The sequence below is a fragment of the Pseudomonas sp. MCal1 genome (assembly GCF_026341415.1).
Taxonomy (GTDB): domain Bacteria; phylum Pseudomonadota; class Gammaproteobacteria; order Pseudomonadales; family Pseudomonadaceae; genus Aquipseudomonas.
This window is the reverse complement of sequence record NZ_JAKUMP010000008.1, coordinates 245,519-272,262: the sequence shown is the minus strand read 5'-3', so window position 1 is coordinate 272,262 and position 26,744 is coordinate 245,519. Positions and strand designations below refer to the sequence as shown.

The 26,744-nt window shown below is 60.5% G+C and carries 26 protein-coding genes and 1 pseudogene; 11 read left to right on the top strand and 16 right to left on the bottom strand.

Annotated elements, in window-relative coordinates:
• Position 1 precedes the first annotated feature (1 nt).
• Both MKZ87_RS15665 and fabI read left to right on the top strand, forming a co-directional pair.
• A complete protein-coding gene (locus MKZ87_RS15665) occupies positions 2–1,612 on the top strand; it encodes an ABC transporter ATP-binding protein (RefSeq protein ID WP_085698847.1) in 1,611 nt (536 codons plus the stop codon).
• 19 nt (positions 1,613–1,631) lie between these two features.
• Positions 1,632–2,426, top strand: a complete 795-nt coding sequence (gene fabI / locus MKZ87_RS15660) for an enoyl-ACP reductase FabI (RefSeq protein WP_085698845.1) — start codon at positions 1,632–1,634, stop codon at positions 2,424–2,426.
• Positions 2,427–2,471: 45 nt separating this feature from the next.
• Here the strand turns inward: fabI and MKZ87_RS15655 are convergent, their stop codons facing one another.
• On the bottom strand, positions 2,472–3,335 hold the full coding sequence (locus MKZ87_RS15655) for a LysR family transcriptional regulator (RefSeq protein WP_085698843.1): 864 nt from the start codon (positions 3,333–3,335) through the stop codon (positions 2,472–2,474).
• A 113-nt stretch (positions 3,336–3,448) separates the two neighbouring features.
• Between MKZ87_RS15655 and MKZ87_RS15650 the strand changes: the two genes are divergently transcribed.
• A complete protein-coding gene (locus MKZ87_RS15650) occupies positions 3,449–3,874 on the top strand; it encodes a VOC family protein (protein WP_234204876.1) in 426 nt (141 codons plus the stop codon).
• A gap of 81 nt (positions 3,875–3,955) precedes the next feature.
• On the opposite strand, the gene MKZ87_RS15645 is transcribed toward MKZ87_RS15650, so the two are convergent.
• The 6 genes from MKZ87_RS15645 to MKZ87_RS15620 form a co-directional block, all read right to left on the bottom strand.
• Positions 3,956–4,921 (bottom strand): sensor domain-containing diguanylate cyclase, encoded by a 966-nt coding sequence (locus MKZ87_RS15645; RefSeq protein WP_234204875.1) that lies wholly within the window; start codon positions 4,919–4,921, stop codon positions 3,956–3,958.
• 61 nt (positions 4,922–4,982) lie between these two features.
• Positions 4,983–5,561, bottom strand: coding sequence for a hypothetical protein (locus tag MKZ87_RS15640; RefSeq protein ID WP_234204874.1), 579 nt, complete (start codon positions 5,559–5,561; stop codon positions 4,983–4,985).
• A gap of 1 nt (position 5,562) precedes the next feature.
• Positions 5,563–7,725: a xanthine dehydrogenase family protein molybdopterin-binding subunit gene (locus MKZ87_RS15635; protein WP_234204873.1), complete on the bottom strand. Its 2,163-nt coding sequence runs from the start codon at positions 7,723–7,725 to the stop codon at positions 5,563–5,565.
• 17 nt (positions 7,726–7,742) lie between these two features.
• Entirely contained in the window at positions 7,743–8,198 is a 456-nt protein-coding gene (locus tag MKZ87_RS15630; RefSeq protein ID WP_007956954.1) for a (2Fe-2S)-binding protein, read from the bottom strand.
• Positions 8,199–8,334: 136 nt separating this feature from the next.
• Positions 8,335–9,018, bottom strand: coding sequence for a type 1 glutamine amidotransferase domain-containing protein (locus tag MKZ87_RS15625; protein WP_085698831.1), 684 nt, complete (start codon positions 9,016–9,018; stop codon positions 8,335–8,337).
• Positions 9,015–9,947, bottom strand: coding sequence for an acetoacetate decarboxylase (locus MKZ87_RS15620; protein ID WP_085698829.1), 933 nt, complete (start codon positions 9,945–9,947; stop codon positions 9,015–9,017). The genes MKZ87_RS15625 and MKZ87_RS15620 overlap by 4 nt, the downstream gene beginning before the upstream one ends.
• Before the next feature lie 227 nt (positions 9,948–10,174).
• Here MKZ87_RS15620 and MKZ87_RS15615 point away from each other — a divergent pair, with 227 nt between their 5' ends.
• Positions 10,175–11,005, top strand: coding sequence for an alpha/beta fold hydrolase (locus MKZ87_RS15615; RefSeq protein WP_234204871.1), 831 nt, complete (start codon positions 10,175–10,177; stop codon positions 11,003–11,005).
• 38 nt (positions 11,006–11,043) lie between these two features.
• On the opposite strand, the gene MKZ87_RS15610 is transcribed toward MKZ87_RS15615, so the two are convergent.
• Complete coding sequence (locus MKZ87_RS15610) at positions 11,044–11,436, bottom strand: GFA family protein (protein ID WP_234204870.1); 393 nt, start codon at positions 11,434–11,436, stop codon at positions 11,044–11,046.
• Between the two features lie 109 nt (positions 11,437–11,545).
• Here MKZ87_RS15610 and MKZ87_RS15605 point away from each other — a divergent pair, with 109 nt between their 5' ends.
• Positions 11,546–12,694, top strand: coding sequence for a GGDEF domain-containing protein (locus MKZ87_RS15605; RefSeq protein ID WP_266201275.1), 1,149 nt, complete (start codon positions 11,546–11,548; stop codon positions 12,692–12,694).
• Positions 12,695–12,732: 38 nt separating this feature from the next.
• Positions 12,733–13,404, top strand: coding sequence for a class I SAM-dependent methyltransferase (locus MKZ87_RS15600; protein ID WP_227235259.1), 672 nt, complete (start codon positions 12,733–12,735; stop codon positions 13,402–13,404).
• A gap of 16 nt (positions 13,405–13,420) precedes the next feature.
• On the opposite strand, the gene MKZ87_RS15595 is transcribed toward MKZ87_RS15600, so the two are convergent.
• From MKZ87_RS15595 to MKZ87_RS15585, 3 genes and pseudogenes are all read right to left on the bottom strand, one after another.
• The gene (locus MKZ87_RS15595) at positions 13,421–13,570 is read right to left on the bottom strand and encodes a hypothetical protein (RefSeq protein ID WP_170929737.1); all 150 of its coding nucleotides are present in this window, start codon (positions 13,568–13,570) and stop codon (positions 13,421–13,423) included.
• Positions 13,560–13,865 (bottom strand): annotated as a pseudogene (locus tag MKZ87_RS15590) (NnrS family protein); the annotation flags it as partial. The pseudogene MKZ87_RS15590 and the gene MKZ87_RS15595, both read right to left, overlap by 11 nt.
• A 1-nt stretch (position 13,866) precedes the next feature.
• Positions 13,867–14,115 (bottom strand): transmembrane sensor/regulator PpyR, encoded by a 249-nt coding sequence (locus tag MKZ87_RS15585; protein ID WP_085698819.1) that lies wholly within the window; start codon positions 14,113–14,115, stop codon positions 13,867–13,869.
• Positions 14,116–14,377: 262 nt separating this feature from the next.
• Between MKZ87_RS15585 and MKZ87_RS15580 the strand changes: the two genes are divergently transcribed.
• Both MKZ87_RS15580 and MKZ87_RS15575 read left to right on the top strand, forming a co-directional pair.
• Positions 14,378–14,881, top strand: a complete 504-nt coding sequence (locus tag MKZ87_RS15580; protein ID WP_085698816.1) for a VOC family protein — start codon at positions 14,378–14,380, stop codon at positions 14,879–14,881.
• A 35-nt stretch (positions 14,882–14,916) separates the two neighbouring features.
• The gene (locus MKZ87_RS15575; RefSeq protein WP_085698814.1) at positions 14,917–15,747 is read left to right on the top strand and encodes a helix-turn-helix transcriptional regulator; all 831 of its coding nucleotides are present in this window, start codon (positions 14,917–14,919) and stop codon (positions 15,745–15,747) included.
• Between the two features lie 40 nt (positions 15,748–15,787).
• Here MKZ87_RS15575 and MKZ87_RS15570 read toward each other — a convergent pair whose 3' ends face one another.
• Positions 15,788–16,159: a DUF6124 family protein gene (locus MKZ87_RS15570; RefSeq protein ID WP_085698812.1), complete on the bottom strand. Its 372-nt coding sequence runs from the start codon at positions 16,157–16,159 to the stop codon at positions 15,788–15,790.
• Between the two features lie 738 nt (positions 16,160–16,897).
• Between MKZ87_RS15570 and MKZ87_RS15565 the strand changes: the two genes are divergently transcribed.
• Positions 16,898–20,554 (top strand): hypothetical protein, encoded by a 3,657-nt coding sequence (locus tag MKZ87_RS15565; RefSeq protein ID WP_085698810.1) that lies wholly within the window; start codon positions 16,898–16,900, stop codon positions 20,552–20,554.
• A 57-nt stretch (positions 20,555–20,611) separates the two neighbouring features.
• Here the strand turns inward: MKZ87_RS15565 and MKZ87_RS15560 are convergent, their stop codons facing one another.
• Positions 20,612–21,199: a LysE family translocator gene (locus MKZ87_RS15560; RefSeq protein ID WP_085698809.1), complete on the bottom strand. Its 588-nt coding sequence runs from the start codon at positions 21,197–21,199 to the stop codon at positions 20,612–20,614.
• Positions 21,200–21,343: 144 nt separating this feature from the next.
• On the opposite strand from MKZ87_RS15560, the gene MKZ87_RS15555 reads away from it, so the two are divergent.
• Positions 21,344–22,108: a type 1 glutamine amidotransferase domain-containing protein gene (locus tag MKZ87_RS15555; protein ID WP_266201273.1), complete on the top strand. Its 765-nt coding sequence runs from the start codon at positions 21,344–21,346 to the stop codon at positions 22,106–22,108.
• Here MKZ87_RS15555 and MKZ87_RS15550 read toward each other — a convergent pair whose 3' ends face one another.
• The 3 genes from MKZ87_RS15550 to MKZ87_RS15540 form a co-directional block, all read right to left on the bottom strand.
• Positions 22,109–24,346, bottom strand: a complete 2,238-nt coding sequence (locus MKZ87_RS15550) for an ATP-binding protein (RefSeq protein ID WP_266201272.1) — start codon at positions 24,344–24,346, stop codon at positions 22,109–22,111. It abuts the gene before it with no gap.
• Complete coding sequence (locus MKZ87_RS15545) at positions 24,343–24,948, bottom strand: biliverdin-producing heme oxygenase (RefSeq protein ID WP_266201271.1); 606 nt, start codon at positions 24,946–24,948, stop codon at positions 24,343–24,345. Before MKZ87_RS15545 ends, MKZ87_RS15550 begins: the two co-directional genes overlap by 4 nt.
• A 169-nt stretch (positions 24,949–25,117) precedes the next feature.
• On the bottom strand, positions 25,118–25,546 hold the full coding sequence (locus MKZ87_RS15540; protein ID WP_085698802.1) for a VOC family protein: 429 nt from the start codon (positions 25,544–25,546) through the stop codon (positions 25,118–25,120).
• Positions 25,547–25,656: 110 nt separating this feature from the next.
• Here MKZ87_RS15540 and MKZ87_RS15535 point away from each other — a divergent pair, with 110 nt between their 5' ends.
• Positions 25,657–26,739, top strand: a complete 1,083-nt coding sequence (locus tag MKZ87_RS15535) for a bifunctional transcriptional activator/DNA repair enzyme AdaA (RefSeq protein WP_266201270.1) — start codon at positions 25,657–25,659, stop codon at positions 26,737–26,739.
• Positions 26,740–26,744: the final 5 nt, after the last annotated feature.

Genomic DNA, 26,744 nt, shown 5'->3' with positions numbered 1-26,744 from the left:
CATGAATCAGGACAATCTGATCGAAATCCGCGACCTCGCCGTCGAATTCGGCCTCGGCGATCGCGTGCAACGGGTGGTCGAGGGCGTGAGTTTCGACATCAAACGCGGCGAAACCCTGGCGCTGGTCGGCGAGTCTGGCTCGGGCAAGTCGGTGACGGCGCATTCGATCCTGCGCCTGCTGCCCTACCCGCTGGCGCGACATCCGTCCGGCAGCATCAACTATTCCGGGCAAAACCTGTTGGGGCTGAGCGAAAAGACCATCCGTCACATTCGCGGCAACCGGATCGCAATGATCTTTCAGGAGCCGATGACCTCGCTCAACCCGCTGCACTCGATCGAAAAGCAGATCAACGAGGTGCTGGGCATCCACAAGGGCCTGACCGGCAAGGTCGCGACCAAGCGCACGCTCGAGCTGCTGGAAATGGTCGGCATCCCCGAGCCACACAAGCGTCTCAAGGCCCTGCCCCACGAATTGTCCGGCGGCCAGCGCCAGCGGGTGATGATCGCCATGGCCCTGGCCAACGAGCCGGAACTGCTGATCGCCGACGAACCGACCACCGCGCTGGACGTGACCGTTCAGCTGAAAATCCTCGACCTGCTCAAGCAATTGCAGGCCCGATTGGGCATGGCGCTGTTACTGATCAGTCACGATTTGAACCTCGTGCGAAGAATTGCGCATCGTGTATGTGTCATGCAGCGCGGTTGCATCGTCGAACAGGCATCGTGCGAAGAGCTGTTCCGTTCGCCGCAGCATCCGTACACTCGGGAACTGCTTGGCGCGGAGCCCAGCGGAGGCCCGGCAAGCAATAAAATCGGGGCGCCGCTGCTTGAGGTCGAGGACTTGAAAGTCTGGTTCCCGATCAGGAAAGGCCTGCTCAAGCGCACGGTGGATCACGTCAAGGCAGTGGACGGCATCAATTTCAGCTTGCCTCAGGGTCAGACCCTGGGGATTGTGGGAGAAAGCGGTTCCGGTAAATCCACCCTGGGTCTGGCGATCCTGCGGTTGATCGGCAGCCAGGGTGCGATCCGTTTTGAGGGCAAACAGCTGGATTGCCTGACGCAAAGCGAAGTCCGGCCGCTGCGCCGGGAGATGCAGGTGGTGTTTCAGGACCCGTTTGGCAGCCTGAGCCCGCGGATGTGCGTAAGCGACATCGTTGGCGAAGGTTTGCGGATCCACAGGATGGGCACCGCCGCCGAGCAGGAAGCGGCAATTATTGCGGCATTGAAGGAGGTAGGTCTGGATCCGGAAACCCGGCACCGCTACCCCCACGAATTTTCCGGTGGGCAACGGCAGCGAATTGCCATAGCCCGGGCCTTGGTGCTCAAACCGGCGCTGATCCTGCTGGACGAGCCGACTTCGGCCCTCGACCGGACGGTGCAGCGGCAAGTGGTGGAGTTGTTGCGTTCACTGCAAGCCAAGTACAACCTGACGTATTTGTTCATCAGCCATGACCTGGCTGTTGTGAAAGCGCTGAGCCACCAGCTGATGGTGGTCAAGCATGGCCAAGTGGTCGAACAGGGAGACGCGCAAAGTATCTTTGCCGCCCCCCAACATCCGTATACACAGCAGTTGCTGGAGGCCGCTTTCCTGGCACCAGCCACTGCGCAATAACCTGAAAGAGGAGCAACACATGGGTTTTCTCGCCGGTAAGCGCGTACTGATCGTCGGTGTCGCCAGCAAGCTGTCCATCGCATCCGGCATCGCTGCCGCCATGCATCGCGAGGGCGCTGAGCTTGCCTTCACTTATCAGAACGAAAAACTGAAAGGTCGCGTGGAAGAGTTCGCACAGGGCTGGGGTTCGAGCCCTGAGCTGTGCTTCCCGTGCGACGTAGCCAGCGATGAAGAAATCGCCAAGGTCTTCGAAGAGCTGAGCAAGAAGTGGGACGGCCTGGACTGCATCGTGCACTCCGTCGGCTTCGCCCCGGGCGACCAACTGGACGGCGACTTCACCGAAGTCACCACCCGTGAAGGCTATCGCATCTCCCACGACATCAGCGCCTACAGCTTCGTCGCGCTGGCCAAGGCTGGTCGCGAAATGATGAAGGGCCGCAACGGCAGCCTGCTGACCCTGTCCTACCTGGGCGCCGAGCGCACCATGCCGAACTACAACGTCATGGGCATGGCCAAGGCTTCGCTGGAAGCCGGCGTGCGCTACCTGGCCGGCTCCCTGGGCCCGGAAGGCACTCGCGTCAACTGCGTATCGGCCGGCCCGATCCGCACCCTGGCCGCTTCCGGCATCAAGAGCTTCCGCAAGATGCTGGCCGCCAACGAAGCGCAAACCCCGCTGCGTCGCAACGTCACCATCGAAGAAGTCGGCAACGTCGGCGCCTTCCTGTGCTCGGACCTGGCGTCCGGCATCAGCGGTGAAATCACCTACGTGGACGGCGGCTTCAACACCACCGCCATGGGCAACATCGAAGAGTAATCTTCGCGCTGCCGATAAAAAGCCCGCCTGTTCAGGCGGGCTTTTTCATGCCTGCGATTCCAGGCAACGGGCAAACATCTGTTGAATCGGTTGAGAACGCTGACTGTAGCGCTGCAAAACCACCATCTCCCGATGAAACGTCAGTTCTCCCAGTTCGATCACCCTCACCTTCAGCGGATGCTCCAGCCATAGCCCGGCTCTGGGCAGCAACGAAACCCCGAGCCCGCACTCGACCATCTTCACGATCGCTTCCAGCTCATCCAGCTCCAGCGCTACGTGAACGTCTATCCGCTGCTCTCGCAGAAATCGCGTCACCAGCCTTCCGCCAAACGAATTACGGTCATAGCGGACGTGCGGCTGTTCTGCGAGCAATTGCAGCGGATCGTCGCCCTCGACGTCGGGCGGCACGATCAGCACAAACGGCTCGCGCCGGATCACCTGCGCCGACAACTCCTTGGGCAATTCGAACGGTGGCTTGATCATGATCGCCAGATCGACTTCCCCGGCATCCACCTGGCTCAACAGGTTCAACGACACACCCGGCACCAGCTTCGGCTCCACGCCCGGCGCCTGCTGGCGTAAACGCAGCAAGGCCTCAGGCAACAACCCGGTCTGCGCGGTGGCCACGGCACCGATTTTCAGCTCACCGCGAAACTCGCTGGCGTCTTCACTGATCGCCATGCGGCTGAAAGTGGCGAGCATTTCCTGCGCCATCGGCACCGCGCGCTGTCCGGCCGGATTGAGGATCGCCTGCCGCCCGGTGCGATCGAACAGTTTTACGCCCAGCGCCTGTTCCAGATTGCGAATCTGCGCACTGACCGCCGATTGCGTCAGGCCGACATGCAGGCCCGCCGAGGCAAAGGTGCCGTGCTGCGCCACTGCCAGAAAGGTTCTTAATTCACGCAGCATGGACACCTCGATTGATCGAAATAATTTGAGCTCGGCGCAAAAACTATCGTCTTTCAATCGAAATGCACAGCGTTAGACTCAGCCCATCCCAAACGCTGATCGAGACCAGCCCCATGCCACTCAGCCCCTTCCATCTGGCCATTCCCGTATACGACCTCGAAGCCGCCCGGCACTTTTACAGTGAAGTGTTCGGCCTGGAGGAAGGTCGTTCCAGCGATCACTGGGTCGACTTCAATTTCTTCGGTCATCAACTGGTAATTCACCTGGCGCCGAAAAACGCCTCACAGGAAGCCGCCCACACCAACGCCGTGGACGGGCATGACGTGCCGGTGCCGCATTTCGGTGTGGTGCTGGGCATGGAAGAATGGCACGCCCTGGCCGAGCGTCTGAAATCACTGGGCACGCGGTTCGTGATTGAGCCCGGCATTCGCTTTCAGGGTCAGGTGGGAGAACAGGCGACGATGTTTCTGTTTGACCCATGCGGCAATGCGCTGGAGTTCAAGGCGTTCAGGGATATCGGGCAGTTGTTTGCCAAATAGCAGCGTCTTCAAAGACGCTTCGCCAGCAGGCTTGCTCCCACAATCCGGGTGGCAGCGAGCCGGCTGGCGAAGAGGCCCGCACTAACAACGCTTCAATGCCTGCTTGTGCTCATACATCGCTGCATCCGCATCCGCCAGCAACTTGTCTACCGTTTCATGCCGTCGCGGGTCGTATTCGATCTGGCCGACACTGAAGCGAATCGCGTAACCCCGGTGCAATGTGGCATTGCGCTCTTCGAGAATGTCCTTGAGCCGCGCCATGATCCGGGTGGTTTCCACGTGACTTGAGCCAGTCAGCAGCGCCACGAATTCATCGCCACCCAGGCGCCCGACCACATCACTCTCGCGAAAGGCGATGCGCAGCACATCGGCGAAGTTCTTCAGCGCGCTGTCGCCCTCGGCATGCCCATAAAGATCGTTGATCTGTTTGAAGTCATTGAGATCGAAAAACAGCAGCGTCGCCGGTTTTTCCAGGCGTGCGCAGGCGTCGAGCGCATGCTGGGCCAGCATCTTGAAGCCACGACGGTTGGACAGCAGCGTCAGCTCATCCATGCTCGCCATCTGCACGGCCATCAGTTCCTGTTCGGCCATGCCGGCCAGATCGCATAACAAGGCACGTTCTTCATCGTCAAGATCGCGGGGTTTGGTGTCGATCAGGCACAAGGTGCCCATCTTGTTGCCGTTGGGCACGGTCAGCGGATAACCGGCGTAGAACCGGATGTTTGGCTCCCCGGTAACCAACGGGTTGTCGTGGAAACGGTCGTCCTCTCGGGCGTCAGGCACCAGCATGAGCTCGTCCCTGAGAATCGCATGACCGCAGAATGAAACCGAGCGCGGCGTTTCGGTCGTGTCCAGACCCACGCAGGACTTGAACCATTGCCGCTCCTTATCCACCAGCGTGACCAGTGCGATCGGCACGTTGAACAGACGCTTGGCCAGTCGCGTCAGCCGGTCGAAGCGCTCTTCCGGTGCGGTGTCGAGCAGTTTCAGGTCCTGCAACGCTTGAATACGGACAGCTTCATTGGCGGGTTTGCCGGGTACCAGCATCACACACTCCTTTGACGTCGATGCAGTTGAGAGTAGCCCGAATCAGCGATCACTCAACCTCTCAACCGCCGACCACCGGACACGGCCCGCCCGCATCGGCCCACAGTTTGAACTGGGTCACGAAGATATCGTGCGGCACCGGAACCGGCGCGCGCCCTGCTCCGGGATTCCAGCCCCAGAGCACCAGTTTGTCCTCGCTGACGTGTTTGATCAGTGCGGCGAAATCCCGGTCGCCGTTGCTGGCGCGGTCCTTGATCATTGCGCACAAGCGGTCCGGCGACAGACCGATCCAGGCCATTTTGTGGGCGGCTGGCGGCAGGCTCCAGTGCGGCGCGCCGGGTGGCGCGTGAGGACCGTAACTGGCCGGCGGATTGCTCTCGGCGTGGCAGGTGGCGCAAGGCAAACCAGCCGCGCCCTTGCCGTCCATGCCGCGCACCACGCTCATGGCGTGGGGAATGCCGGCGTCGAACTGCAACGGTGAATCGCCGGGAATGTGGCAGTTCTGGCAACGCGGGCTCTGGAAGACTTTCTGCACCGTGCCGAAGGCTTTCAAGGCTTCCTGATCGTCGGCAAACAGGTCCGACGCGTAACCGCCCAGCCCGACCAGCATCACCGTGCCCAACAACAGATGTCGTTTCATCTCACCCCCCCGACAGTTGCAGTGGCAGTTCCCGCAAACGCTGCCCGGTCAGGGCGAACACCGCGTTGGCCACCGCCGGCGCGGTCGGCGGCACACCGGCCTCGCCGATGCCGCCGGGTTTGTCGGTGCTCGGCACGATGTGCACCTCGACCACCGGCATTTCATTGAGCCGCAACACTTGATAGTCGTGATAGTTGGACTGCACGACCTGGCCGTCCTTGAGCGTCAGTTTGCTGTGCAGCGCCATGCCCAGGCCGAAGGTGATGCACGACTCCATCTGCGCCGCGATGCTCTGCGGGTTGACCGCGACTCCGCAGTCCACCGCGCAGACCACGCGATGCACGCGGATCGCCAGATTGTCCTGGGACACCTCGGCGACTTGCGCCACATAGCTGCCGAACGACTCATGCACCGCCACGCCCAGCGCATGACCGTCCGGCAGCGGCGCTTTCCAGTTGGCCTTCTCCACCGCCAGGTTCAGCACGCCGAGATGCCGGGCGTGGTCCTTGAGCAGCGTTCGTCGGTACTCCACCGGATCCTTGCCCGCCGCCGTGGCCATTTCATCGATCAGCGATTCCACGACAAACGCGGTGTGGCTGTGGCCCACCGAACGCAGCCACAGCACGTTGATCCCGGTGGTCGGCGAATGCAGATCGACCTGATGATGGGCCAGGCCCTTGATGTACGGGCTGTCCGAAACGCCTTCGACCGACGTCTGGTCGACGCCATTCTTGACCATGGTTTTCTCGAGCATGGTGCCGGCCATGATCGACTGCCCGACCAGCACATGCTGCCAGGCCAGCGGCATGCCGTCGGGGCCGAGGCCGATCTTCGCCTGATGCAGGAACATCGAGCGGTAATAACCGCCGCGAATATCGTCCTCACGCGACCACACGGTTTTCACCGGCATCGCGGCAGCCTTGGCCACTTGCACCGCTTCGGCGACAAAGTCCGAGGTCGGGTTGGCCCGGCGACCGAAACCGCCACCGAGGAACTCGGTGTGGATCTCGACCTGCTCCGGTTTAAGCCCGGTAATTTTGCCGGCGACCATCTGATCCAGCGTCTGGAACTGGGTGCCGGTCCAGATCTCGCACTTGTCGGCACTGATCTTCACCGTGCAGTTCAGCGGTTCCATCGGTGCATGAGCCAGGTACGGCACGCTGTATTCGACGTCGATTTTCTTCGCAGCCTTGCCGAAGTTGCCTTTGGCATCGCCAGCCTGCGCCGCCGAGGTGCCCGGCGTGGCCGCCAGTTTGCGGAAACTCGCCAACAGCTTTTCACTGCTCAGGTCAGCGCCAGGCCCAAGGTCCCAATCGACCTTCAGCGCATCGCGCCCGAGTTTCGCCGCCCAGTAATGCTCGGCGACTACCGCCACACCGGTCGGCACCTGCACCACTTTGTGCACGCCGGGGATCGCCAGCGCCCCAGCGCCTTCAAAGGATTTCACCGTGGCGCCAAACGCCGGGGCACGCGCGACCATCGCCGTCATCAATCCCTCAAACTGCACGTCCATGCCGAACTTCGCGCGGCCAGTGATTTTCTCCGGGGTGTCGAGGCGTTTGGTGGGTTTGCCGATGACCTTCCAGTCCTTGGCTTCCTTGAACGTGATCGACTTCGGATCCGGCACCGGCAGTTGCCCGGCGGCGTCCGCCAGTTCGCCGTAGGTGGCGCGGTTGTCACCGGCAATCACCACGCCGGACTCGGTGCGGATCGTCGAGGGTGCCACGTTGAAACGCTTGGCCGCGGCCTCGATCAACATCTGCCGCGCCGTAGCGCCCGCGAGTCGGTAGCGGTCGAACTCCATCCAGGTCGAGGTCGACCCACCGGTGATCTGCATCCCGCCAAACGCGGGCATGCCGTAATCGGCTGCCGACGCCGGTGAGTGCTCGACACGAATCTTCGACCAATCGGCGTCCAGTTCTTCGGCGATCAACATGGTCAGGCCGGTCCAGATACCCTGCCCCATTTCCGAATGGCCGAGCAGCACTGTGACGCTGTTGTCCGGGGCAATCCGCAGGAATGCGTTCGGCGCAAAGGCCTTGCCTTCATTTTCCGCTGCCGTGGCAAAGCGGTTGCCGCCAGGCACCACGAACGCCACCACCAGACCACCGCCAAGCACGGCGCTGCCCTTGAGAAATCCGCGACGGGATACAGGACTGTTCATCACTCACTTCCCCTCGCTCAACCGATGTCGGCAGCGCGTTTGACCGCCGCACGGATTCTTGGATACGTGCCGCAGCGGCAGATGTTGCCGGAGAGCGCCTGATCGATATCGCTGTCGGTGGGTTTGGGGATTTTCGCCAGCAACGCGGCGGCGGACATGATCTGCCCGGACTGGCAATAGCCGCACTGCACCACGTCCAGCTCGGCCCAGGCCTGCTGCACCGGGTGCGAACCGTCACTGGACAAACCTTCGATGGTGAGGATTTTCTGGCCGTGGGCCACGGCGGTGGCCGGCGTGATGCACGAGCGCAGCGGTGCGCCATCGACATGCACGGTGCAAGCACCGCACTGGGCCATGCCGCAACCGAATTTGGTACCGGTCAGGTGCGCGACATCGCGCAGAACCCAGAGCAACGGCATGTCCGCAGGGACATCGAGCTCCTGATCCTTGCCATTGATGTTCAAGGTCAGCATCGGGGATTTCCTCAGACTCACGGTGTTCTGAAGGGCGCGGCTACAGCTTTCGATGGCTGCGCGCGCCTCGGCTTATCCCTTTCAGCTAAGCGCATTTTGACTCGACGACCAGTTGCCGCGACCACCGGTCATGGATCTACAGCATCGCGGCAACACGTTGCGCCGTAGCCTTGGCCGATTGCGGGTTCTGCCCGGTTACCAGTTTGCCGTCGGTCACCACATTCGACGTGAACGGCAGAAACGCCTTTTCGTAGCGTGCCCCGCGATCTTTCATCTGTTGTTCCGAGTCGTACGGTACTTTTTTCGCGACACCAGCCAACACTTCTTCCATCCACGAGTAACCGGTGACCTTGCGCCCCGCCACCAGCAGGCTGCCGTCCGATAGTCGCGTGTTGAGCAACCCGCAATAACCATGGCAGACCGACGAAACGATCCCGCCGCGCTCGAAGATCTCCCGGGTCAGCCGTTGCAGACCGGGGTCATCGGGAAAGTCCCACATCACCGCATGGCCACCGGTGAAGTAGATGGCGTCGAAATCCGCGCTGTCGATCTGTTCCGGGCTGGCGGTATTCGCCAGTAGCGCCATGCTGGCGGGGTCGTTCAGCCAGGCCTTCGCCGAGCGGTCGAGCATCGGCCACTTCAGCGCCCGTGGCTCCAACGGACTTTGCCCGCCCTTGGGGCTGACCAGTTGCTGCTCAAAGCCTTTTTCCGCGAACACCTGCCAGGCATGGGTCAACTCCCCCAACCACAGCCCGGTGGGTTCGGTCGGATCGGCATAGTGAGCGACATTGGTCACGACATGCAGGATACGGTGGGTCATTTGGCAGCCTCTCTCTGGGTAACACCGGCCTGACCGAACGCCGTCAGCGGCACCGGCAGGTTCAGCACGATCTGCGCGTCCTTGATCACGTCCAGCCGCAGGATCCGCGTAGCCCCGAGGCCATCGAGCAACTGGCTCAGCGGGCCGCCGTTGCGATCCAGCTGCACATCGCGGGGAAACAGGCGTTGGGCAAAGGATAGTGTGTTGCTCTGCACCACGCTCTGGTGCCACAGGCCATCGACCTGATGAATCATGGTGGCGGTGCTCATGCGCGATTGCGGCGTGACGTTTTTCAGGGTTGGCAACGGCGCTTTCAGCACCAGGTCCGGCAAGCCCTTGGGCCCGTCGATGTGGGCACTGACGCTGGTGCCGATGTTCACGTTGATGTCGGCGCGCCACTTGGGCAATTGATAGCCGTGCACGCCGCGCACCCGGGCGATTTCGGTGTTCACCGGCAGCGCCAGCACATGGGCGGTGAAACTGCGTCGGCGCATGGCGTCCATCAGTTCCCGCGCATGGGAGCCGCGGGCGCCGGGGCGACGCACGACAATCGCCACGGAGACTTCGTCGTACGGGTCGTTGTCGCAAACCGAATAGGAGAAAAACGTCAGCGCCACCAGTCCGTAACCGGGAAACGCCCGCAGCGGTTCAAGCGGCGCAGGCAAGGTGGCGCGCAGACGGTCCAGCGGCGCCAGGAACAGCAACTGCACGCTGCCGGAACGGTAATAGAAGTTCGGCGCCCAGGTCGGCCCGACTCTCGACGCGACCTGTAGCTTGGGAATGCGCCGGAAGAAGTCGATGTTGCCGGCTGCATTGTCCCGGGCCACTTCGTCGAGGTTGGGGTTCATCCGGAATCGGTCGTAGTAGCCGCCCTCCAGCACTTCAACCTTGTGCGTTCCGAATTCCACCTCTGTAAAGCGCTTGTTCATGTTCGCTGACCCTCTCGCTGATTGACCCGGCGAATGGCCGGTGAGCAAGAACTCTAAGGTTCAACCAAACTTTAAGGTCAAGCGCACAACGCCTATGACCCACCATTCACTCCAGCAATGACCGTTCGGAACTTGCTTGACCTTGAAGTGCACTTCAATCCTAGAGTTGATAACGCTTGTCATCACTCCCTTCGGGGTCACGTTCCGCATTTCCAGGAGTCGCAAACATGGGATTTGTCACAACGAAAGACGGCGTCGAAATCTTCTACAAGGACTGGGGCCCGAAAGACGCTCCGGTAATCCACTTCCACCACGGCTGGCCGCTGAGCGCGGATGACTGGGATGCGCAGATGCTGTTCTTCCTTGCTCAGGGCTTCCGGGTCGTGGCCCATGATCGACGGGGCCACGGGCGTTCGAGCCAGGTCTGGGACGGCCACGACATGGATCATTACGCCGACGACGTGGCGGCGGTGGTCAATCATCTGGGGACGCAGAAAGCCGTGCACGTCGGCCACTCCACCGGTGGTGGCGAAGTCATTCATTACATCGCCCGGCATGGCGAGGATCGGGTATCCAAAGCCGCGATCATCAGTGCCGTGCCGCCGCTGATGGTGAAAACCGAGAGCAATCCCGGCGGCTTGCCGAAGTCGGTATTCGACGATCTTCAGGCGCAACTGGCAGCCAATCGCTCGCAGTTCTATCACGATGTGCCGGCCGGTCCGTTCTATGGCTACAACCGGCCGGGGGCCAAGCCTTCGGAACCCGTCGTGCTCAACTGGTGGCGTCAGGGCATGATGGGCGGCGCCAAGGCTCACTACGACGGTATCGTCGCGTTCTCGCAGACCGACTTCACCGAAGACCTGAAAGGCATTTCGATCCCGGTGCTGGTGATGCACGGCGATGACGACCAGATCGTGCCGTACGAAAACGCCGGCGTACTCTCGGCGAAACTGCTGAAGAACAGCACGCTGAAGATCTATCCGGGCTTCCCCCACGGCATGCCGACCACCGAGGCGCCGACGATCAACGCGGATTTGCTGGCCTTTATTCGCGGCTGATTTTATTGGCCGGGGTCAGGCGCCCAGCCTGACCCCGCTTACTCTTCGGTTCGCCCCGTTCCCTCGCGATCACGCGCGTAGTGTCTGGCCAATGGAAACGCCGGCAGCCACGACTCGCGACGCACCGTCCAGAGTTCATAAGTCGGCTGCAACTGATCGGGCGCATCCAGCACACCCAGATTGACCTCGACTTCATCGCCACTGCGGCCGAACACCGAGGAGCCACAGCGCGGACAGAAATGTCGCCCCGCAAAGTCACGGGTTTCGCCGCTGATCGCCACCGCGTCCTCGGGAAAGATCGCCGACACGGCAAACAGCGCGCCATGGTGTTTGCGGCAATCCAGACAATGACAAACGCCAACCCTGTAGGGGCGCCCCGATGCCTCGATCCGCACTTCGCCGCACAGACAACCGCCGGTCACTCGGTACATGGGACACCTCGTCTGAAAATGGAATATCCGGTGAGTGAAAATAGCAGCCCAATGGGGGAACGCTTACAATCGTGGCCCATTAATACTACTCAGGCAGACCTGTTCTTTCATGGCGCTCGATCCTCTCACGATGCTCACCATTTCCACCGCCCTGGCCGCGGCGGCCGCCCTGTATCTGGCGGTCGAATGGCGCAGCATCCGCGAACCCTCCCTGCTGTTCTGGAGCGCCGGTTTCGCCACCATCACCGTCGGCTCGAGCCTGGCCCTGTTGCGCGCCAACGGTTATCCGCTGATCGGCATCTGGTTCGCCAACGGCTTGCTGGTGGTCGCGCACTGGCTGTTTCTGCTGGGGGTCGCGCGGTTTACCCAGCGCCGGTTGTCGCGAGCCTGGTACTTGATGTTCCTGCTGTGGCTGGCGTTGCTGCTGTTACCTGAAAGTCCATCGTGGTCAAAGATCATGCTGATGGCCAACTCGCTGCTGGTGGCCGCGTTGATGCTGCGGGCCAGCCTGTTACTGCGCCCGCATGGCAGTTCGCTGAGCGTCGGCGCGGTGCAATTGCGTTATGTGCTGCTGATCCACGGCACGTTTTATTTCACCAAGGCGATCATCGCGGTGATTCCCGGCACGCTGATCGATCTGGCGTCGCTGCGCGGCGAGATCATTCAGATTTCCCTGGTCGAGGGCGCAATGGCGATCATGCTGATCGCGCTGTCGATGACCGGCACCGAGCGCTATCGTCGGGAAAAACAGATCGCCGAACTGGCCGCCCGGGATCCGCTGACCGCGCTGTACAACCGTCGCGCCCTGGAAGTCCGTGCACCGCGCCTGCTCGATGAAGTCTCCAACGCCCGCCCCGGCGCCCTGCTGCTGATCGACATCGACAACTTCAAACTGATCAACGACCTGTATGGCCATACCGCCGGCGACCGCTTGCTCATTGCCCTCAGCGAAATGATCCGCGCGGTGCTGCCCAAAGGCGCGCTGGCGGCACGGCTGGGCGGTGACGAGTTCGTGATGCTGCTGGGCGATGCATCCCACGCACAGATCATGCTGCTGGGCAGTGCGCTGCGTGAGCAGTTTCAGCAGATGACGACCCAGACCTACACCACCCCGCAGGCCGTCACCCTGAGCATCGGCGCCAAGGTGTTCGATCAGCCGCCGGCCAGCCTCGCAGCGTTGATCGAGCAAGGTGACAGCGCGCTCTACGAATCCAAGCGCGCCGGGCGCAACCGCATTCAACTGGTCGACTACACCTGACCTATCCTTGCCTGCATCCCGCGATCCCGGAGTTTGTCATGTCCTCGCCTGAATCCACCCTCCTCCAGAGCTGGCACCACAACGCCCGGGCCTGGACCGAAGCCGTGCGCAGCGGCGCCATCGAGAGTCGCCGGCAAGTGACCGATCAGGCCATTCTGCTGGCGGTGATGGGACGCCAGCCCGAGCGCGTGCTCGATCTGGGATGCGGCGAAGGCTGGCTGTTGCGGGCGCTGGTCGAGCGAGGATTAGAGGCGGTCGGCGTGGACGGTGATGCGACACTGGTCGAGGCTGCGCAGTTGGCCGGTTCATCGCCCGTGCATGTCGCCAGTTACGAAGATCTGGTTGAGGCGAAAGTCGAGATTGGCCGCGACTACGACCTGATCTGCGCCAACTTTTCCCTGCTACATCAGGACATCATCCCGCTGCTCGCGGCGATGAATGGCCTGCTCGCGCCGGGCGGTGCGCTGGTGATCCAGACGCTGCATCCATGGGCGGTGGCCGCCGGTGATTATCAGGATGGCTGGCGGGAAGAAACCTTCGACGGGTTCCAGGGCGAGTGGTCGCCGATGCCGTGGTATTTCCGCACCTTGTCCAGTTGGCTGAATGCGCTGGACATGGCCGGCCTGCAATTGACCGACCTGCGCGAGCCGCAGCATCCGCAAAGCCCGGTGCCGCAGTCATTGCTGATGATTGCCGAGCGTCGCGGGTAAAACGCTAGAGCCTTGGCTAGAGCAGGATCCCGGTGTAATGCCGTAAAAACAGCCCGAACCCCGCGCCCCAGAGCACCACGGACAAGCCGAGGCCAAGGCTGGAAAACGGCACCACCAACACCCGGCAACCCGCCGCGATCAACACCAGTGCAAACCCAAGCACCACGCCCGAGCAGCCAGACCGACACCAACGCGATCAATGCCCCGCCGCGTACGCCGGGAATGCCGGTCCAGTTGGGCACCGCAGTCAACAGGAATCCGCCAACAATCGCCGCCGCAAAACCAAACGGCATTTCATGCCGATGCCAGGCGAGCATGCCGCCCGTCGGTTGCAGATCGAACCAATGGCCGTAAAGCCACAGACCCCAGATCAGCACCGCCAGAGCGGCGAATCCGGCCCCGGCCAGAAACAGCGGCCGAAAGCCAAAGCTGAACACTGGCGCCGCCGCGAGTCTGCGCATCTCAGGCCACCGCCAGTGCGGGTGACTGGCCCAACCGATACTGCGACAGCAGGCGCATCACATAGCCAATCTTGATCAACGTCGGGCCGACGATGGTCATCGCATGCATCGCCACCAGCAACGCAATGGGCATGTGGCCCTGATACAGATAAGCGCCGTAGATTCCCGCCAGCAACATGACTAGACCGGCGACGAGCACTTTGCTCGACAGGTGCAGAACGTTCAGCGGATTCTCGAAGAAAGCGAACATGTTTTCGTACTCCTGAGCGGATCGGTTTGTACTCAAGACACTTCAACTTGCGTGCCAGATTATTCGCCCAGCAATATCAGTCAGTTGCGCAAACACGAGTCAATTTGACACAGACGAAAACAGTCGTTTTAACAAACAACAAGGTCAATACGACTACATCCCGTCCTCCTTGCATCCAACCATCGATCCGGGGCACAGCCAGCCGAGCACAGACTGGCTACGCTATTAATCCAGCGTGTCCAACCTGCCGAGGAAGACTGCCATGCAACGCTTTCAAAAACTCACGCCCTGCCTGTGGTTCGACGATCAGGCCGAAGCGGCGGCGAAGTTTTACTGCTCGATCTTCGACCACTCGAAAATCACCACCGTCACCCACTACGGCAAGGCCGGCCAGGAGTTTCACGGCCGCCCGGAAGGCTCGGTGATGACCGTCAGTTTCGAACTCGACGGCCAGACCTTCACCGGGCTCAATGGCGGGCCGATGTTCAAGTTCAATGAGGCGATTTCGTTTCAAGTCAATTGCCAGACCCAGGAAGAGGTCGACCATTTCTGGGGCAACCTCAGCGCCGGCGGGCCGGTGGAAGCGCAACAGTGCGGCTGGCTCAAGGACAAGTTCGGCGTGTCGTGGCAGATCGTGCCGGTAGCGTTGACGCACATGATGACCGATCCCGACCAGACCAAGGCGCAACGGGCGATGCAGGCCATGCTCGGAATGAAAAAACTCGACATCGCCGAACTGGAACGAGCCTTCGCCGGCAAGAGCTAATACACTCGGGCACTGGTCTGCCGAGAACCCCAACAATGAAAGCTGCCACCAAGAACCCCGAACAAGCCCCGCGCTTCTGGCGCGACGACGCCCTGCCCTTTATCGAAGCGCGGGCCATCGCCGACGGGCGTGAGGTCTGCTATTCACGGCACTCCCACGCGCACTTTTCCATCGGCGCGATCACCGCCGGGCGCAGCACCTATGTGCATGAGCAAGCCACGTTCGAAGTGGCGGCCGGTACCGTGGTGCTGATGAATCCGGGGGACGTGCACGCGTGTAATCCGATCGATGATCAGCCTTGGTCGTATTTGATGTTGTACGTGGAAACGCCGTGGCTGACTGATCTGCAGCATCAGTTGGGGTTCAGTGCGGAGCTTGAGTTTCGGCGGTTTTCCGATACCCACTTGAATGACGCCCGACTGTTTCGCGACCTGAATGCGTTGTACGCGGTACTGGTCGACGAGCAGCAAGACGTGCTGCGCAAACAGAGCGCGGCGGTGGAGTTTTTCAGTGACTTGCAACTGCGCCTGAACCCTGTCGAGCCATCGTTGCGCGAACCGAACTTCAAACTCGAACGCGCCGCCGACTTCATCCGTCAGCACTGCACCGATCTGCTCAGCCTCGACGACATTTGCGCCGCTGCCGAGCTGTCACCGTCCTATTTGATCCGCGCCTTCAAACAGCACTTCGGCATGACGCCCCATGCGTTTCTGGTCAACCAGCGTATTCAGTTTGCTCGCGAGTGTCTGCGTCGCGGGCAGTTGATTGCGGATGTTGCGCTGGAGGCAGGGTTTGCCGATCAGGCGCACTTTCAACGGGCGTTCAAGCAACATCTGGCGGCTACGCCGGGGCAGTATCGGGGATAACAACAAAACGGCCCGCGATGGGCCGTTTCGGTTTCAGCACTCAGACACGCGGCTCAGCCGCCACATCCAGATTATCCAGCACCCGGTTCACCGCCAGTTCCGCCAGCATGATCAGCTGCCCGATGCCCAACAGCACATGCCGCTGCGGCGCCTCGATCATCCCCGCGAAATCGCTGGCCATGGTTTTGGCCGAGGTCAGGGTTTCGCAGGCATCGGCCAGCAGTTCTTCGCTCGGGATGCCGGGGGCGATGAGGTAGCGAGTATTGGGTTTGAGGAGTGGTTTTCGGGGGAGCAGCGGATTGAGGTAATGATCGAGGGCGCGCTCGGCGGCTTCGTGGAATTTCTTGGAGTCGAGGGTTTCGTAGGGCGAGGTCGGGTCGGTTTCAGGCGGGTTTGGCGTTGGTTTGATCATGGTAAAACTCCTTGATTAATGGAGCTGCCAGGGTTCGCTGCGAAACGAAGAAAGGTGGCAGCTGTACGCGGGTTCGCAGACCGGGAATCAAGGAACCCGGCATACCCGAAGGTATCCCGCGCACAACCGCCATTACGCGATCAGCCAAATCAAGCTGAACGGAAACGGCGCGCTGGGCGCCTTGATTGATCCGGGCTGCGAAACCCGATCGCTGATTCGTCAGCGACCGACCCACAATAGAACCCGACCCCAAGGCCCACAAGCCGGCGGATTCTGGCGGATGCGTAGGCAAAGGCGCAAGGTTGCGTGGCTTTACGGACATAAACTTAAACACTCTTCAACGAGGGTTTCCGAAGGCCCGGAAACGACAAAACCCGCGCTCCCCGTTGCAAGGAGCTGCGGGTTTACATAGTGGGACTGGTAAATAAATGCGTCCCCTTTTTCCCCTCTTTTTCCTCCTTTTTCTCTCCTTTTTCTCTACTCAACTGTTTTGCCCAGCTGCCTTCCTGACTCTACACACCCGGAAAAATATACATATTTATCGCCCCCAACATCCCAGGCCTTTTAAATCAACCTTCCCCTCCAATCCGGACACCGTAAAGAAATACCTGGAACAGCAATCCCCACTAACTTTACGTTTTGTCGCCGTACTCTAAAAAGCCACTTTCACAAACACGACAATCAGAAAACGATCATCTATTTCTGTTTATTTCACTATTAGAGAATGGATTCCGAATCATGAAACCAACAGACAACTACGCTTACGATTCCACAGACTCACTTCAGAAAAAAAACGTAACCCAGACCATTACAAACTTTATCAGCGATGAATACGCCGCTGAACGCCTCGACTGGAAATGCAACGAAATCCTGGTTACGTGTATAGAAAACAGCGCACTCGACCGAGTTCATCGCAACGGTAAAGTGTCGCTTTCCATACTTCTGCGCCACGAGGATTTTCACTTTGTCCGCGCTCGGCGCCAGATTCCGGACAACGCGGTTTTTCTGCTGGATAAGCATGGGCGACTCTACTTCAGTTACCGAAACATGGTCGCCAGCAACAACCGGCCCGCGACCGTCTTTGTTTTTCCCCGTGATATCACCGCGGATGTCGCAGGGCTGGCGAGCTTTGACGACAGCCTCGAACTTCTGGCCAAGGTCGCGGAACTCACTGGCGGGTGGATCATTACGGGAAACGAAGTCACGGTCGGCCAGTGGCTGCGATTCAACGGGCTGCAAGTGCCGGATACCGAACAAGACACCCGCAACTTGCTCGATCTGTTGAACTTCTCGACATTGCCTGAGCCTCCGAAGTTCGGAAACTATTGGCAACTTCTGGACGCGCCCGACGAGTCGCCGTTCAAACTTGTGGGAAACAAGCGGGTCATGATTCTTGATCTGACACAAAGTTGCAGGCAGGGTTCTGAAGCCATCATCAATGGCCTCGGCAGACGTGTGCTGATTGAAAGCGTACCGGGCGACGGCGCTACAACCAGCACGGACTATCGCCTGCAGCAAGTGCTCGAAAGTGCGGCGTCCCGGCACGGGCAATATTACTTGTCGAAATTGGGCTGGCTTGATGAACCAGCAGCAACAAACCAAACGACTGAGCTGGCAGAACAACTGGCGGCTGCCGTGATCTTGCTGGACCTCGACCCGGGGCTCAATATCGCCAATACCCACTTCGCCGGCTTCGATCTGTATTCAAAAAGCTACTTCAAACAGCACCCCTCCCGGATTCGGGTCGACCTGGAAGCGCATCTGATCAAGAACCTGCACGTCGCCCCCCCACTCGCGCCGCTGGTGGCACAAATGATTTTGGCAGGCATGGCCCCCGAGTACCTTTTTCCAGACTGGCCGCCCAGCCTGCAGATGGGGACACCGGCCTGCGTGATCGCTACGCAGGCTATACATCTGGTTGAAGCGCTGGTTCCCGGCGCCAGCCGCAAAATGACCTATCAACATTTGATGGGGTTCAGCCAGTCGACTAAATCACTCGCGCCACTGGCGTCATTGCAGGCCGAGGGATCAGTGGATCCGGTGGTGACCTGGGCCTGGATGAACGGCCTCATCACACGCGATGCGCAAGGCAATCTCAAGCCCGATGACATCGAGCACGCCATACGCGAGTACGACCAGTACGTCGCCATAATGCTGGAAGCCACCGAACGTTTTTCCAGGCCATTGCCCGATCGCCGACAGCTCGCACTGCAAGAACTGAAGTCCCGCGAACCGGAATGCGACCCCAATGAACTGCTGGTCAAACATCGTGGCAGTGGCGGTGGCGCCGGTCGCAAAGTATCGGTGCTGGATCTCTACTTGGGTGACGAACTGCACACCCGGGACTGGGATCGCATCAAAGGCACCAGTATCTACAAGTCCTTTCCGAGGTTGCCCGATCTGTTTCCCGTTGCCGAGCTTTACGAAACGGCGACCGCCAGTCATTTCGACGCCGTCCTCGAAGGTCTGACGCGCAACATCCAGATCGCCATTTCACAGCTGTTTCCGGAAGATGCAGCGTCTATTGAAGATGGAGCGATCGGTATCTATTGCGTTCAGCAGATGAACTACAAACCGGCGAGAGTCACCGGTCGTTATGGCTTCAGCCCTGCCACTTACATCCCGGGAGAAACCGGCCGTTATGGCGTCATTCTCTGTGTACAGCATGGCTACGCCATCAAGTGTTTTGAGCTGTTTCCTCTGCGGATGGAGTGTCGGCACAACCCTGATCTGGAAACACTCTTCAATCCGCTGGTTTCCGGAAGCGTCTTCCAGCTCGACACTCGATTCACCGATCAGAAGCAACTCGAAAGAGCCCCCGTTGATCTACAGGCCTACCTGCAAAACGTCACCCCCAGGGCCAACGTCAAATCCAGAATCCAGGTGCGCAAGATTGGTGCGTTTGAAGCCCCCGACCCGTATAAAAACCGGGACGATCAAACACCCCTGTACCGATCCGCACGCGTGAAAGACCTGGGTTCACTGATCGCCAGAAAAAATCCGTATATCACCGAGCAGGAAATCCACCAACTGGGTCTGCAACAAACGGTACGGGAGAAGGCGATCGAGAAGACCGAGGCCATCTTCAACATGATTCTTAACCTGATCATCCCCTTCAAGAGCTGCGTCGAAGGACTGACGTCAGGGGATCCGAAGAAACAGGGTGGTGCAATTTTCGACTGCATTGTCGATGCCGCCGTTCTCGCAATGACCCTCTTCGCTGCGCCAGCGGCAATCGCTGCCGCCGCCAGTAAAGCCGCGAGCATCGCCGGCAAACTACTGTCGGCTTCGCGGGTTCTGGCCAGCACGGCCCTCAGTCTGTTCAACCCGTTATCCGGTTTGCCGCAACTGCTTAAGGTCGGTGGAAAACTGCTCGGCCGAGGTGTTGCGAAATTGAGCGGAAGTGCCCGCTCACTTGCGCACCAGGCGAAACAGCAACTGAGATACCTGACCGGCGCCAACAGTTATGACCTGCTCAAAGTCATTGATCACAGCGGCTCGGCAGCGCACGCGCGGATGTCGCTGGACACGGTTTCTCATGCTCGGGCACTGCTCAAAAGCGATGCCATCGAAACGGTACAACACGTCGTTACGCGTTTGAGCGACAAGAATTTCAAGCTGCCCAAAGGGGCAACTGAAACAGAATGGCGCCACCTCGCGAACAACGCCGTGAAGGAATCCGCTTACCAGTCGAAACAGGCAGGCGATCTGGAGTCGCTGATCGGTCGAGGGGCTTTGGAAGAACTGACAGAAGCATTCATCAAGGGCCACCCCGTCCAGCTCAACGATGCGCGCAGCACGGTGCAGGGTTACACCGAAACACTGGCTGTCCTCTACGAACTCGAGAGCAGAAAAGCCCGATACATGAAGGGCTATCAGCAAGACATTCTGAAACTGGATCTGGGCAAATCGCCGTACAACGACGTGATGCCGGAAGCGAGCTTCAATCCCCTTGGCTATACCGATCCTTCACAACGAGCCACCGCGTGGATGTTGAACGGCTCGAGCTCCAGCGGTAACGACTTCGACAATATCCTTGGGGTATTGCGCGATTACACCGCGAACAAGGCCCCCCTGAACGACCCGAACGTGATCAGGGAGATTCATCGAAAACTGGTACCGGATGCTTTCGGCAAAGTGCGCGATGCTGGTGCCCCTACCAGGTACGGCAGCAGCCCTACCGGGTTCGCGCTGCTCGAACAGCATCTGAAAAACCTGAACCCAAGCCATCCGCACTTCGATAAACAGGTATTGGGCGCGGTAGTCGGCTTTCAGGGCTTCGGTGACGGCAACGGTCGTACGGCCAGCGCGCTGTATTCGATCAGCCAACTGCGAAATAACCGATTTACGGCCATGCCGCCCCACGTTTTCCGGGAACTCAACGGCATTTTCTGACGATGCCCGATTGATCTGACTACAAGCTGATCCGTACTCCACTTGCCGGAGTACGGATCAGGGCAGCAGCAAATACCCCGCACTGACCGCCAACAGCAACGCCATCACCCGGTTGAACAAGCGCATCCCCGCCGGGTTGTGCAGATAGCCGCGCAAAAACGTCCCGGCGTACACCCAGCAACCCACCGACAGATAGCAGATCACCAGATACACCGCCGCAAACTGCCACACCAGCCGCGCCTCGCCATCGGCGACAAACGCGCCCATCCCCGCCACGCAGGCCAGCCAGGCCTTGGGATTGAGCCATTGCATCACTGCGCCGTAGAGCATCGATGGTGCTCTGCCTGATTCCCCGGCATTCAACTGTCCGTCATCGGTGGCCAGTTTCCAGGCCATGAACAGCAGAAACGCCACCCCGGCCAGTTGCACCACGCGGGTCAGCGACGGCCACAGCGCAAGCACTTCATGCAGCCCAAGCCCCATCAACACCAGCAACAGCACAAACCCCAGCGTCGCTCCGACTACATGCCGTTGACTGGCACGAAAGCCGAACTGCGCCCCCGAGCTCAACGCCACGATATTCACCGGCCCCGGAGTAATGGACGCGGCCAGGGCAAACGCCGCCATCGACACAATCAGACTCATCGCACACCTGCTTCAAATCGAGGAACAAGGCGCTCACGGTAGCCGGCGCACAGCAGGCGGTATTGAAGGAAATTACCCCCCCGCTCGCGCAGACCCACTACGCTCTGGCTATGCGATTACTCACGACCTGGAAGTCTGTCCTCGATGATTCTGATTCTGTTGCCCTGCGCCGATTACGACCCCACCGAAAGCAGCGTGCCCTGGCAGGCGATGCGTGATGCAGGCATTGAGGTGCGTTTTGCCACGCCCCAAGGCTTGCCTGCCCACGCCGACCCACGGTTGGTGGATGTCGGCTTCGGCCCGTTGAGTTCGCTGCTGATGACGCGCAAGGCCGATCTGGACAGTTACGCGAAAATGATCGAATCCGAAGCGTTCAGGCAGCCGCTGGCGTATGCCGATGTCGACACGAGCCGGTTCGATGGTCTGCTGATTCCCGGCGGACATGCCAAAGGGATGCGCACACTGCTGGAATCCAAACAGGCCCAGCAAATCACACTGCAATTTTTCAAAGCCGAAAAACCCGTGGCGGCGGTGTGTCATGGCGTGCTGTTGCTGGCGCGCACGCTCGACCCCGATACCGGGCGTTCGGTGTTGTTCGGGCGCAAGGTCACGGCGTTGCTCGCGGCAACCATGGAGTTGCCGGCGTGGCTGATGACCGCTGCCTGGCTGGGGCGCTACTACCGCACCTACAAGCAGACCGTCGAAGCGGAAGTGAAAACAGCGCTGGCCAGCAAATCCGACTTTATACGCGGGCCGCTGGTCGCCAAACGAGATTGCGCGCAGGCACCACAAACGGGATTTGTGGTGCGCGACGGGCAACTGCTGACGGCGCGCTGGCCCGGCGATTGCCATCGATTCGCCGCCGAGTGGGTGGCCATGTTGCAGGCCCCCAAACGCCGATCCGCTTGATTAGTCCAGACGCGGCACGGTGAAACGGAACTCACTGCCCTGCCCCGGCTCGCTCTCGGCAACGATCTGCCCGCCATGGGCCTCGACGATGCCCTGCGTGATGTACAGCCCCAGCCCGGTGCCGGTCGGATTGCCTTCCTTTACCGTCCAGTAACGGTCGAACACGTGCGGCAAGTGATCCTTGGGGATGCCTTCGCCGCTGTCGCGTACCGTGAAGACGATGTCGTCGCCGACCGATTTGGCATACACATCGACAGTGCCCAGGCGCGGGGTGAATTTGATCGCATTGCCGACCAGATTCGACAACACCTGAAACAGCCGCTCGGGGTCGGCATGAATGCTCAGGTCGGGATCAGCCTCGAACGAGATGCTGATGTCTTTGTCCAGCGCCAGCGGCGCAAGCAGTGATTGAGCCTCTTCAAACATCTGCGCGACATCGAGTTTCTGCGGCGCGATGGTGTAGCGCCCGGCGTCGATTTTCGAGGTGTCGAGCAAGTCTTCCAGCAGCGTGTTCATGCGCCCGGCGGCTTGCTGCATGGTGTCGATCGCGGTCGAGATGCGCCGCGAAGTGTGCGGCCCGTCGGAGCTGAAGGCCTTTTGCATCATGCCGCACAGCATCGAAATGACCGTCATCGGGTTGCGCAGATCGTGGGACACCACCGCCACCAGCTCGTCGCGCGCGCGCACCGCTTCCTGCTCGCGGCACACCTGGCGGGCCAGGTCGTTTTCCAGTGCCGAGCGACGCAGGTCGTTGGCCGCAAACAAATCGCCATGGCTCCACTTGGTGGAGATTCCGGCCATCTCGACCTTCCAGATTTCGAACGAGGTACGCGGCCGCAGGCGCAGGCCGGCGTCGGAGTTTTCCAGGTCCAGCGGCTTGCGTGGATCACCGCTCCAGTTGATGTTCTCTTTGACTTCCGGACGGAACCACAGCACGCCGTTGTCCACCGGTTTGGGCAGGCTCATGGCCAGCACGCCGCTGGCGACCTGCTGATAGTGCGCGGCCGGCGGATAGACACTGGCCAGGTGATGACTGGCAAACACCGGCTCGCCGCGCTCCTGCAACCATTTGTGCAGCGCGCGAATCTCTTCCGGCTCCGGGCAATTGCCGTAACGGTGCAATTGCTTGTCTTCGATGATCGCGATGCCGCCGGCATTGGCCAGCGCCATCAGGACCTGCGGCTGGTTGGCCAGGCCATCGAAGACATTTTGTGGCGAGTCGATCATCGCCTGATTGAGCAGCGCCAGCGCTTCGACCTTTTCCTCGCGCTGCCGGCTGACTTCCAGCGCTTCCATCGCACTGATCTGCAACGACAGCACCTGACCGATGGTCTGGCACGCGGTGCGCAACTCGTGCGGCACATGCAGCGGCTGGCGATTGCCGCAACTGATCAGGCCCCAGAGCTTGTCGCCCTTGAGCAGGGAAATGCTCATCGACGACAGCACGCCCATGTTCTTCATGTACTGGCAGTGGATCGGCGACACGCTGCGCAAGGTGGCGAAGCTCAGGTCCAGCGGGGTCTGGGTGTCCGGGCGCAGCTTGGGGACCAGCGGCACTGGTTGGTAATCAGCGTTCGGGATGATCCGCAACCAGTTGGTGCGATACAGCTCCCGAGCCTGCTCGGGGATGTCCGAGGCCGGGAAGAACAACCCGTTGAAAACTTCCATCGACGGATCGGACGCTTCGGCGATGACCTGGCCGTGGCCCTCCTCTTCGAAGCGATAGATCAGCACCCGGTCGTAACCGGTCATGGCCTGGATTTCCTTGACGCTGATGTCGTACAGCGCCTGCAGGCTCTGGGCTTTTTGCAAACGTGCGAGCATCCGCCCCAGGTGGGTTTCAGTACCGGCGACGTTGCGCGGCTGGAAGTTTTCGACGTGGATTTCCAGCTCCAGGATCAGCACATCCTGATGCCGGTGCAGCAAACCTTCGAACGCCGTGCCATTAAGGCGAAAGTGCAGCGGCGGCGCATCGGTCCAGGCCGGTTGCTGCAACGCTTCGCGAACCTGCGCGGCGTGGGCATCACCGATCAGGCTTTGCAATGGCTGGCCGATCAGCTCTTGCGCCGGGCGCGCGAGCAAGGTCTCGACGTTGGCGCTGATCTGGATAATCGAAAGCTCCGGCTCGCTCAGGGTCAGCAGCAGACCGTGCGGCTGGATCGCGCCGGGAAAGCGGATCGGCTCGTCGGCGCAGTTGGCCAGCAACTCTTCAAAGGCTTCTTTGTCTTGCGGGGTCATACCAGAACCTCCTGGCTTTCGAGCCAGCGCTCGAAACAGCTGAATGTCGTGTGGGCAGCCGCTACAACGTCTTCACGCTCGTCGGCGTCCATCGGGCGGCTGCCCAGGTATTCGATGAAGTCGCGCCAGCGTCGGCCGGTGGCAGCACCGTAGATATCCAGAAACGCCGCGCCGTTGTTCGCGCCCAGATTAAGCCGTGTGGCGATTTCCCGGCGCAGAATCTGACCGCCGAGCGTCGCGCCTTCCAGCACGTACAGCACGCCCAGGCAGGCGGCGGTGGAGTCGATGGCGGGCAACTGGCGGCACAGCGAAAAGTCCCCGTCACTTGCGCCCAGCGCGTGCAGATCGCGTTTCAGGGTCGGCGTTTTGAGGCGCGAAACCAGATCGAAATCGGCGGGAAGTTGGCCACTGTCCTGCAATGCGCTTTCCAGTGGCTGGTAGAAGCCGTAATAGGCACGCATCAATCGCTCGAAAGCTTGCAGATCAAGGGTGTCGGAGAAAAAAGGAAGGCGTTTTTCCAGCGCAATGTGCAGTTCGGCCGTGCCAGCGCGCAGATCTTGCAACACCGGTGGCACATGAACCTCGCGAGCCTTTGCTTGCATGTAGTCGCTCGTACAGTGGGCCGCCTGCGGCCATGGGGGAATGGAAAAGCTTGGCGTGAAAGCTTACACGGCAATTGTCCTTTCTGACCCATCAGATGGTTTTTTCTGGCAGATTTATCACCCTGTAACGGTTTCAGAGTTGACGGTACGGTAGAAAGTTCGAATGGATTCACGCCCGTCCATCGCCAGTTTCGGACGGGCCTTTGAGCTCGACCTGATTGCCGTCCGGGTCGAAGCAGTAGAGCGACAGGCCGTTGCCCTCGGCACCAAAACGGGTGGCGGCCTTGTCGACGGTCAGGCCACAGGCTTGCAAATGGCTGATCAGCGCCGCTTCATCGAACGGTTCGATACGCAGGCAGAAGTGATCGACATTGCGCCGTTCACTGCCGGCAGCGGCGCCGCCCTTGCGGCCGATTTCGCCGTCGAGGTCGACCAGATCGATCATCGACGTGCCGGCACGAAGGTGCACCAGACCGAACTTTTCGTTGCGCTTGACCACTTCGGCACCGAAGACCCGGTCGTAGAAATCAATGCTGCGTTGCAGATCGGCGACGCGCAGCACGATGTGATCGATGTGTTTAATCGTGAACGGTGGCATACCTTTTTTCCCCCGAGTTGTAACGACCCGGACACTGTAGTGCAGCGGCCCGAAAATTCACTGTCGATTTTTCGGTGGAGCCATCGAATAACCGGTTTTATCCTCGGCCCATGAACATACAGACCGCTGTCCTGCCCCCTCACGCCGAAATGGTTCGCGCCATGCTCGAACGCGACACTGCCTATGAAGGCGTGTTCTTCACGGCCGTGAAAACCACCGGGATCTTTTGCCGCCCGAGCTGCACGGCGCGCAAGCCGAAACCGGAAAACGTCGAATTCTTCGCCCACGCTGACGACTGCCTGTCCGCCGGTTATCGCGCCTGCCTGCGCTGCAAACCGCTGGACGCTGCCGCCATCGCCCCGGACTGGATACAACGGCTGTTGAAAGCCGTCGACGCCGATCCGGAACTACGCTGGAGCGATGCGCAATTGCTTGCCGAGGGCATCGAACCGCTGAAGCTGCGGCGCTGGTTCAAGCAGCATTTCGGCATGACCTTCCATGCGTGGCTGCGCACCCGCCGGCTCGGCATGGCGTTGGGCGGGATCAGGCAAGGCACGTCCATCGACCACGCCGCGTTCGATTCCGGCTATGAATCCCTCAGCGGTTTTCGCGATGCGTTTCAGAAGTCGTTCCACATCACGCCGGGCCGTGCAGCGGCCAGCGAACCACTGCTGTTCACCCGTCTGACAACGCCGTTGGGCCCGATGATCGCCATGGCCGAGCGGCGTGGGCTGGTGTTGCTGGAGTTTCTCGACCGCCCGGCGCTGACGAGGGAAGTCGAGGAGTTGCAGAACCGCTACGGCTACGTGGTCGCACCGGGACACAACGCACATTTGCAGCAGATCGAAAACGAACTGGCGCTGTACTTCGCCGGCAAGCTGAACGAATTCAGCGTGCCCTTGCACCTGCCCGGCAGCGAGTTTGCCCGTCAGGTCTGGGCCCAACTGCGACTAATCCCCTACGGCCACACCAGTACCTACGGTGCCATCGCCGCCCGGCTGGGCAAGCCCGGCGCCAGTCGCGCCGTGGGCCTGGCCAACGGGCACAATCGGCTGTCGATCGTGGTGCCATGCCATCGGGTGATCGGTGCGGACGGCTCGCTGACCGGTTATGGTGGCGGGCAACCGCGCAAGGCGTTTCTGCTCCGGCTGGAAAATGCCGCCGTGCAACTGACGCAACCTTTGGCGTTCTGACACAC

Excerpts from the sequence above, each read along its gene's own strand:
- MKZ87_RS15665 (WP_085698847.1), top strand. The coding sequence starts at position 2 with ATGAATCAGGACAATCTGATCGAAATCCGCGACCTCGCCGTCGAATTC.
- fabI (WP_085698845.1), top strand. The coding sequence starts at position 1,632 with ATGGGTTTTCTCGCCGGTAAGCGCGTACTGATCGTCGGTGTCGCCAGC.
- MKZ87_RS15655 (WP_085698843.1), bottom strand. The coding sequence starts at position 3,335 with ATGCTGCGTGAATTAAGAACCTTTCTGGCAGTGGCGCAGCACGGCACC.
- MKZ87_RS15650 (WP_234204876.1), top strand. The coding sequence starts at position 3,449 with ATGCCACTCAGCCCCTTCCATCTGGCCATTCCCGTATACGACCTCGAA.
- MKZ87_RS15645 (WP_234204875.1), bottom strand. The coding sequence starts at position 4,921 with ATGCTGGTACCCGGCAAACCCGCCAATGAAGCTGTCCGTATTCAAGCG.
- MKZ87_RS15640 (WP_234204874.1), bottom strand. The coding sequence starts at position 5,561 with ATGAAACGACATCTGTTGTTGGGCACGGTGATGCTGGTCGGGCTGGGC.
- MKZ87_RS15635 (WP_234204873.1), bottom strand. The coding sequence starts at position 7,725 with ATGAACAGTCCTGTATCCCGTCGCGGATTTCTCAAGGGCAGCGCCGTG.
- MKZ87_RS15630 (WP_007956954.1), bottom strand. The coding sequence starts at position 8,198 with ATGCTGACCTTGAACATCAATGGCAAGGATCAGGAGCTCGATGTCCCT.
- MKZ87_RS15625 (WP_085698831.1), bottom strand. The coding sequence starts at position 9,018 with ATGACCCACCGTATCCTGCATGTCGTGACCAATGTCGCTCACTATGCC.
- MKZ87_RS15620 (WP_085698829.1), bottom strand. The coding sequence starts at position 9,947 with ATGAACAAGCGCTTTACAGAGGTGGAATTCGGAACGCACAAGGTTGAA.
- MKZ87_RS15615 (WP_234204871.1), top strand. The coding sequence starts at position 10,175 with ATGGGATTTGTCACAACGAAAGACGGCGTCGAAATCTTCTACAAGGAC.
- MKZ87_RS15610 (WP_234204870.1), bottom strand. The coding sequence starts at position 11,436 with ATGTACCGAGTGACCGGCGGTTGTCTGTGCGGCGAAGTGCGGATCGAG.
- MKZ87_RS15605 (WP_266201275.1), top strand. The coding sequence starts at position 11,546 with ATGGCGCTCGATCCTCTCACGATGCTCACCATTTCCACCGCCCTGGCC.
- MKZ87_RS15600 (WP_227235259.1), top strand. The coding sequence starts at position 12,733 with ATGTCCTCGCCTGAATCCACCCTCCTCCAGAGCTGGCACCACAACGCC.
- MKZ87_RS15585 (WP_085698819.1), bottom strand. The coding sequence starts at position 14,115 with ATGTTCGCTTTCTTCGAGAATCCGCTGAACGTTCTGCACCTGTCGAGC.
- MKZ87_RS15580 (WP_085698816.1), top strand. The coding sequence starts at position 14,378 with ATGCAACGCTTTCAAAAACTCACGCCCTGCCTGTGGTTCGACGATCAG.
- MKZ87_RS15575 (WP_085698814.1), top strand. The coding sequence starts at position 14,917 with ATGAAAGCTGCCACCAAGAACCCCGAACAAGCCCCGCGCTTCTGGCGC.
- MKZ87_RS15570 (WP_085698812.1), bottom strand. The coding sequence starts at position 16,159 with ATGATCAAACCAACGCCAAACCCGCCTGAAACCGACCCGACCTCGCCC.
- MKZ87_RS15565 (WP_085698810.1), top strand. The coding sequence starts at position 16,898 with ATGAAACCAACAGACAACTACGCTTACGATTCCACAGACTCACTTCAG.
- MKZ87_RS15560 (WP_085698809.1), bottom strand. The coding sequence starts at position 21,199 with ATGAGTCTGATTGTGTCGATGGCGGCGTTTGCCCTGGCCGCGTCCATT.
- MKZ87_RS15555 (WP_266201273.1), top strand. The coding sequence starts at position 21,344 with ATGATTCTGATTCTGTTGCCCTGCGCCGATTACGACCCCACCGAAAGC.
- MKZ87_RS15550 (WP_266201272.1), bottom strand. The coding sequence starts at position 24,346 with ATGACCCCGCAAGACAAAGAAGCCTTTGAAGAGTTGCTGGCCAACTGC.
- MKZ87_RS15545 (WP_266201271.1), bottom strand. The coding sequence starts at position 24,948 with ATGCAAGCAAAGGCTCGCGAGGTTCATGTGCCACCGGTGTTGCAAGAT.
- MKZ87_RS15540 (WP_085698802.1), bottom strand. The coding sequence starts at position 25,546 with ATGCCACCGTTCACGATTAAACACATCGATCACATCGTGCTGCGCGTC.
- MKZ87_RS15535 (WP_266201270.1), top strand. The coding sequence starts at position 25,657 with ATGAACATACAGACCGCTGTCCTGCCCCCTCACGCCGAAATGGTTCGC.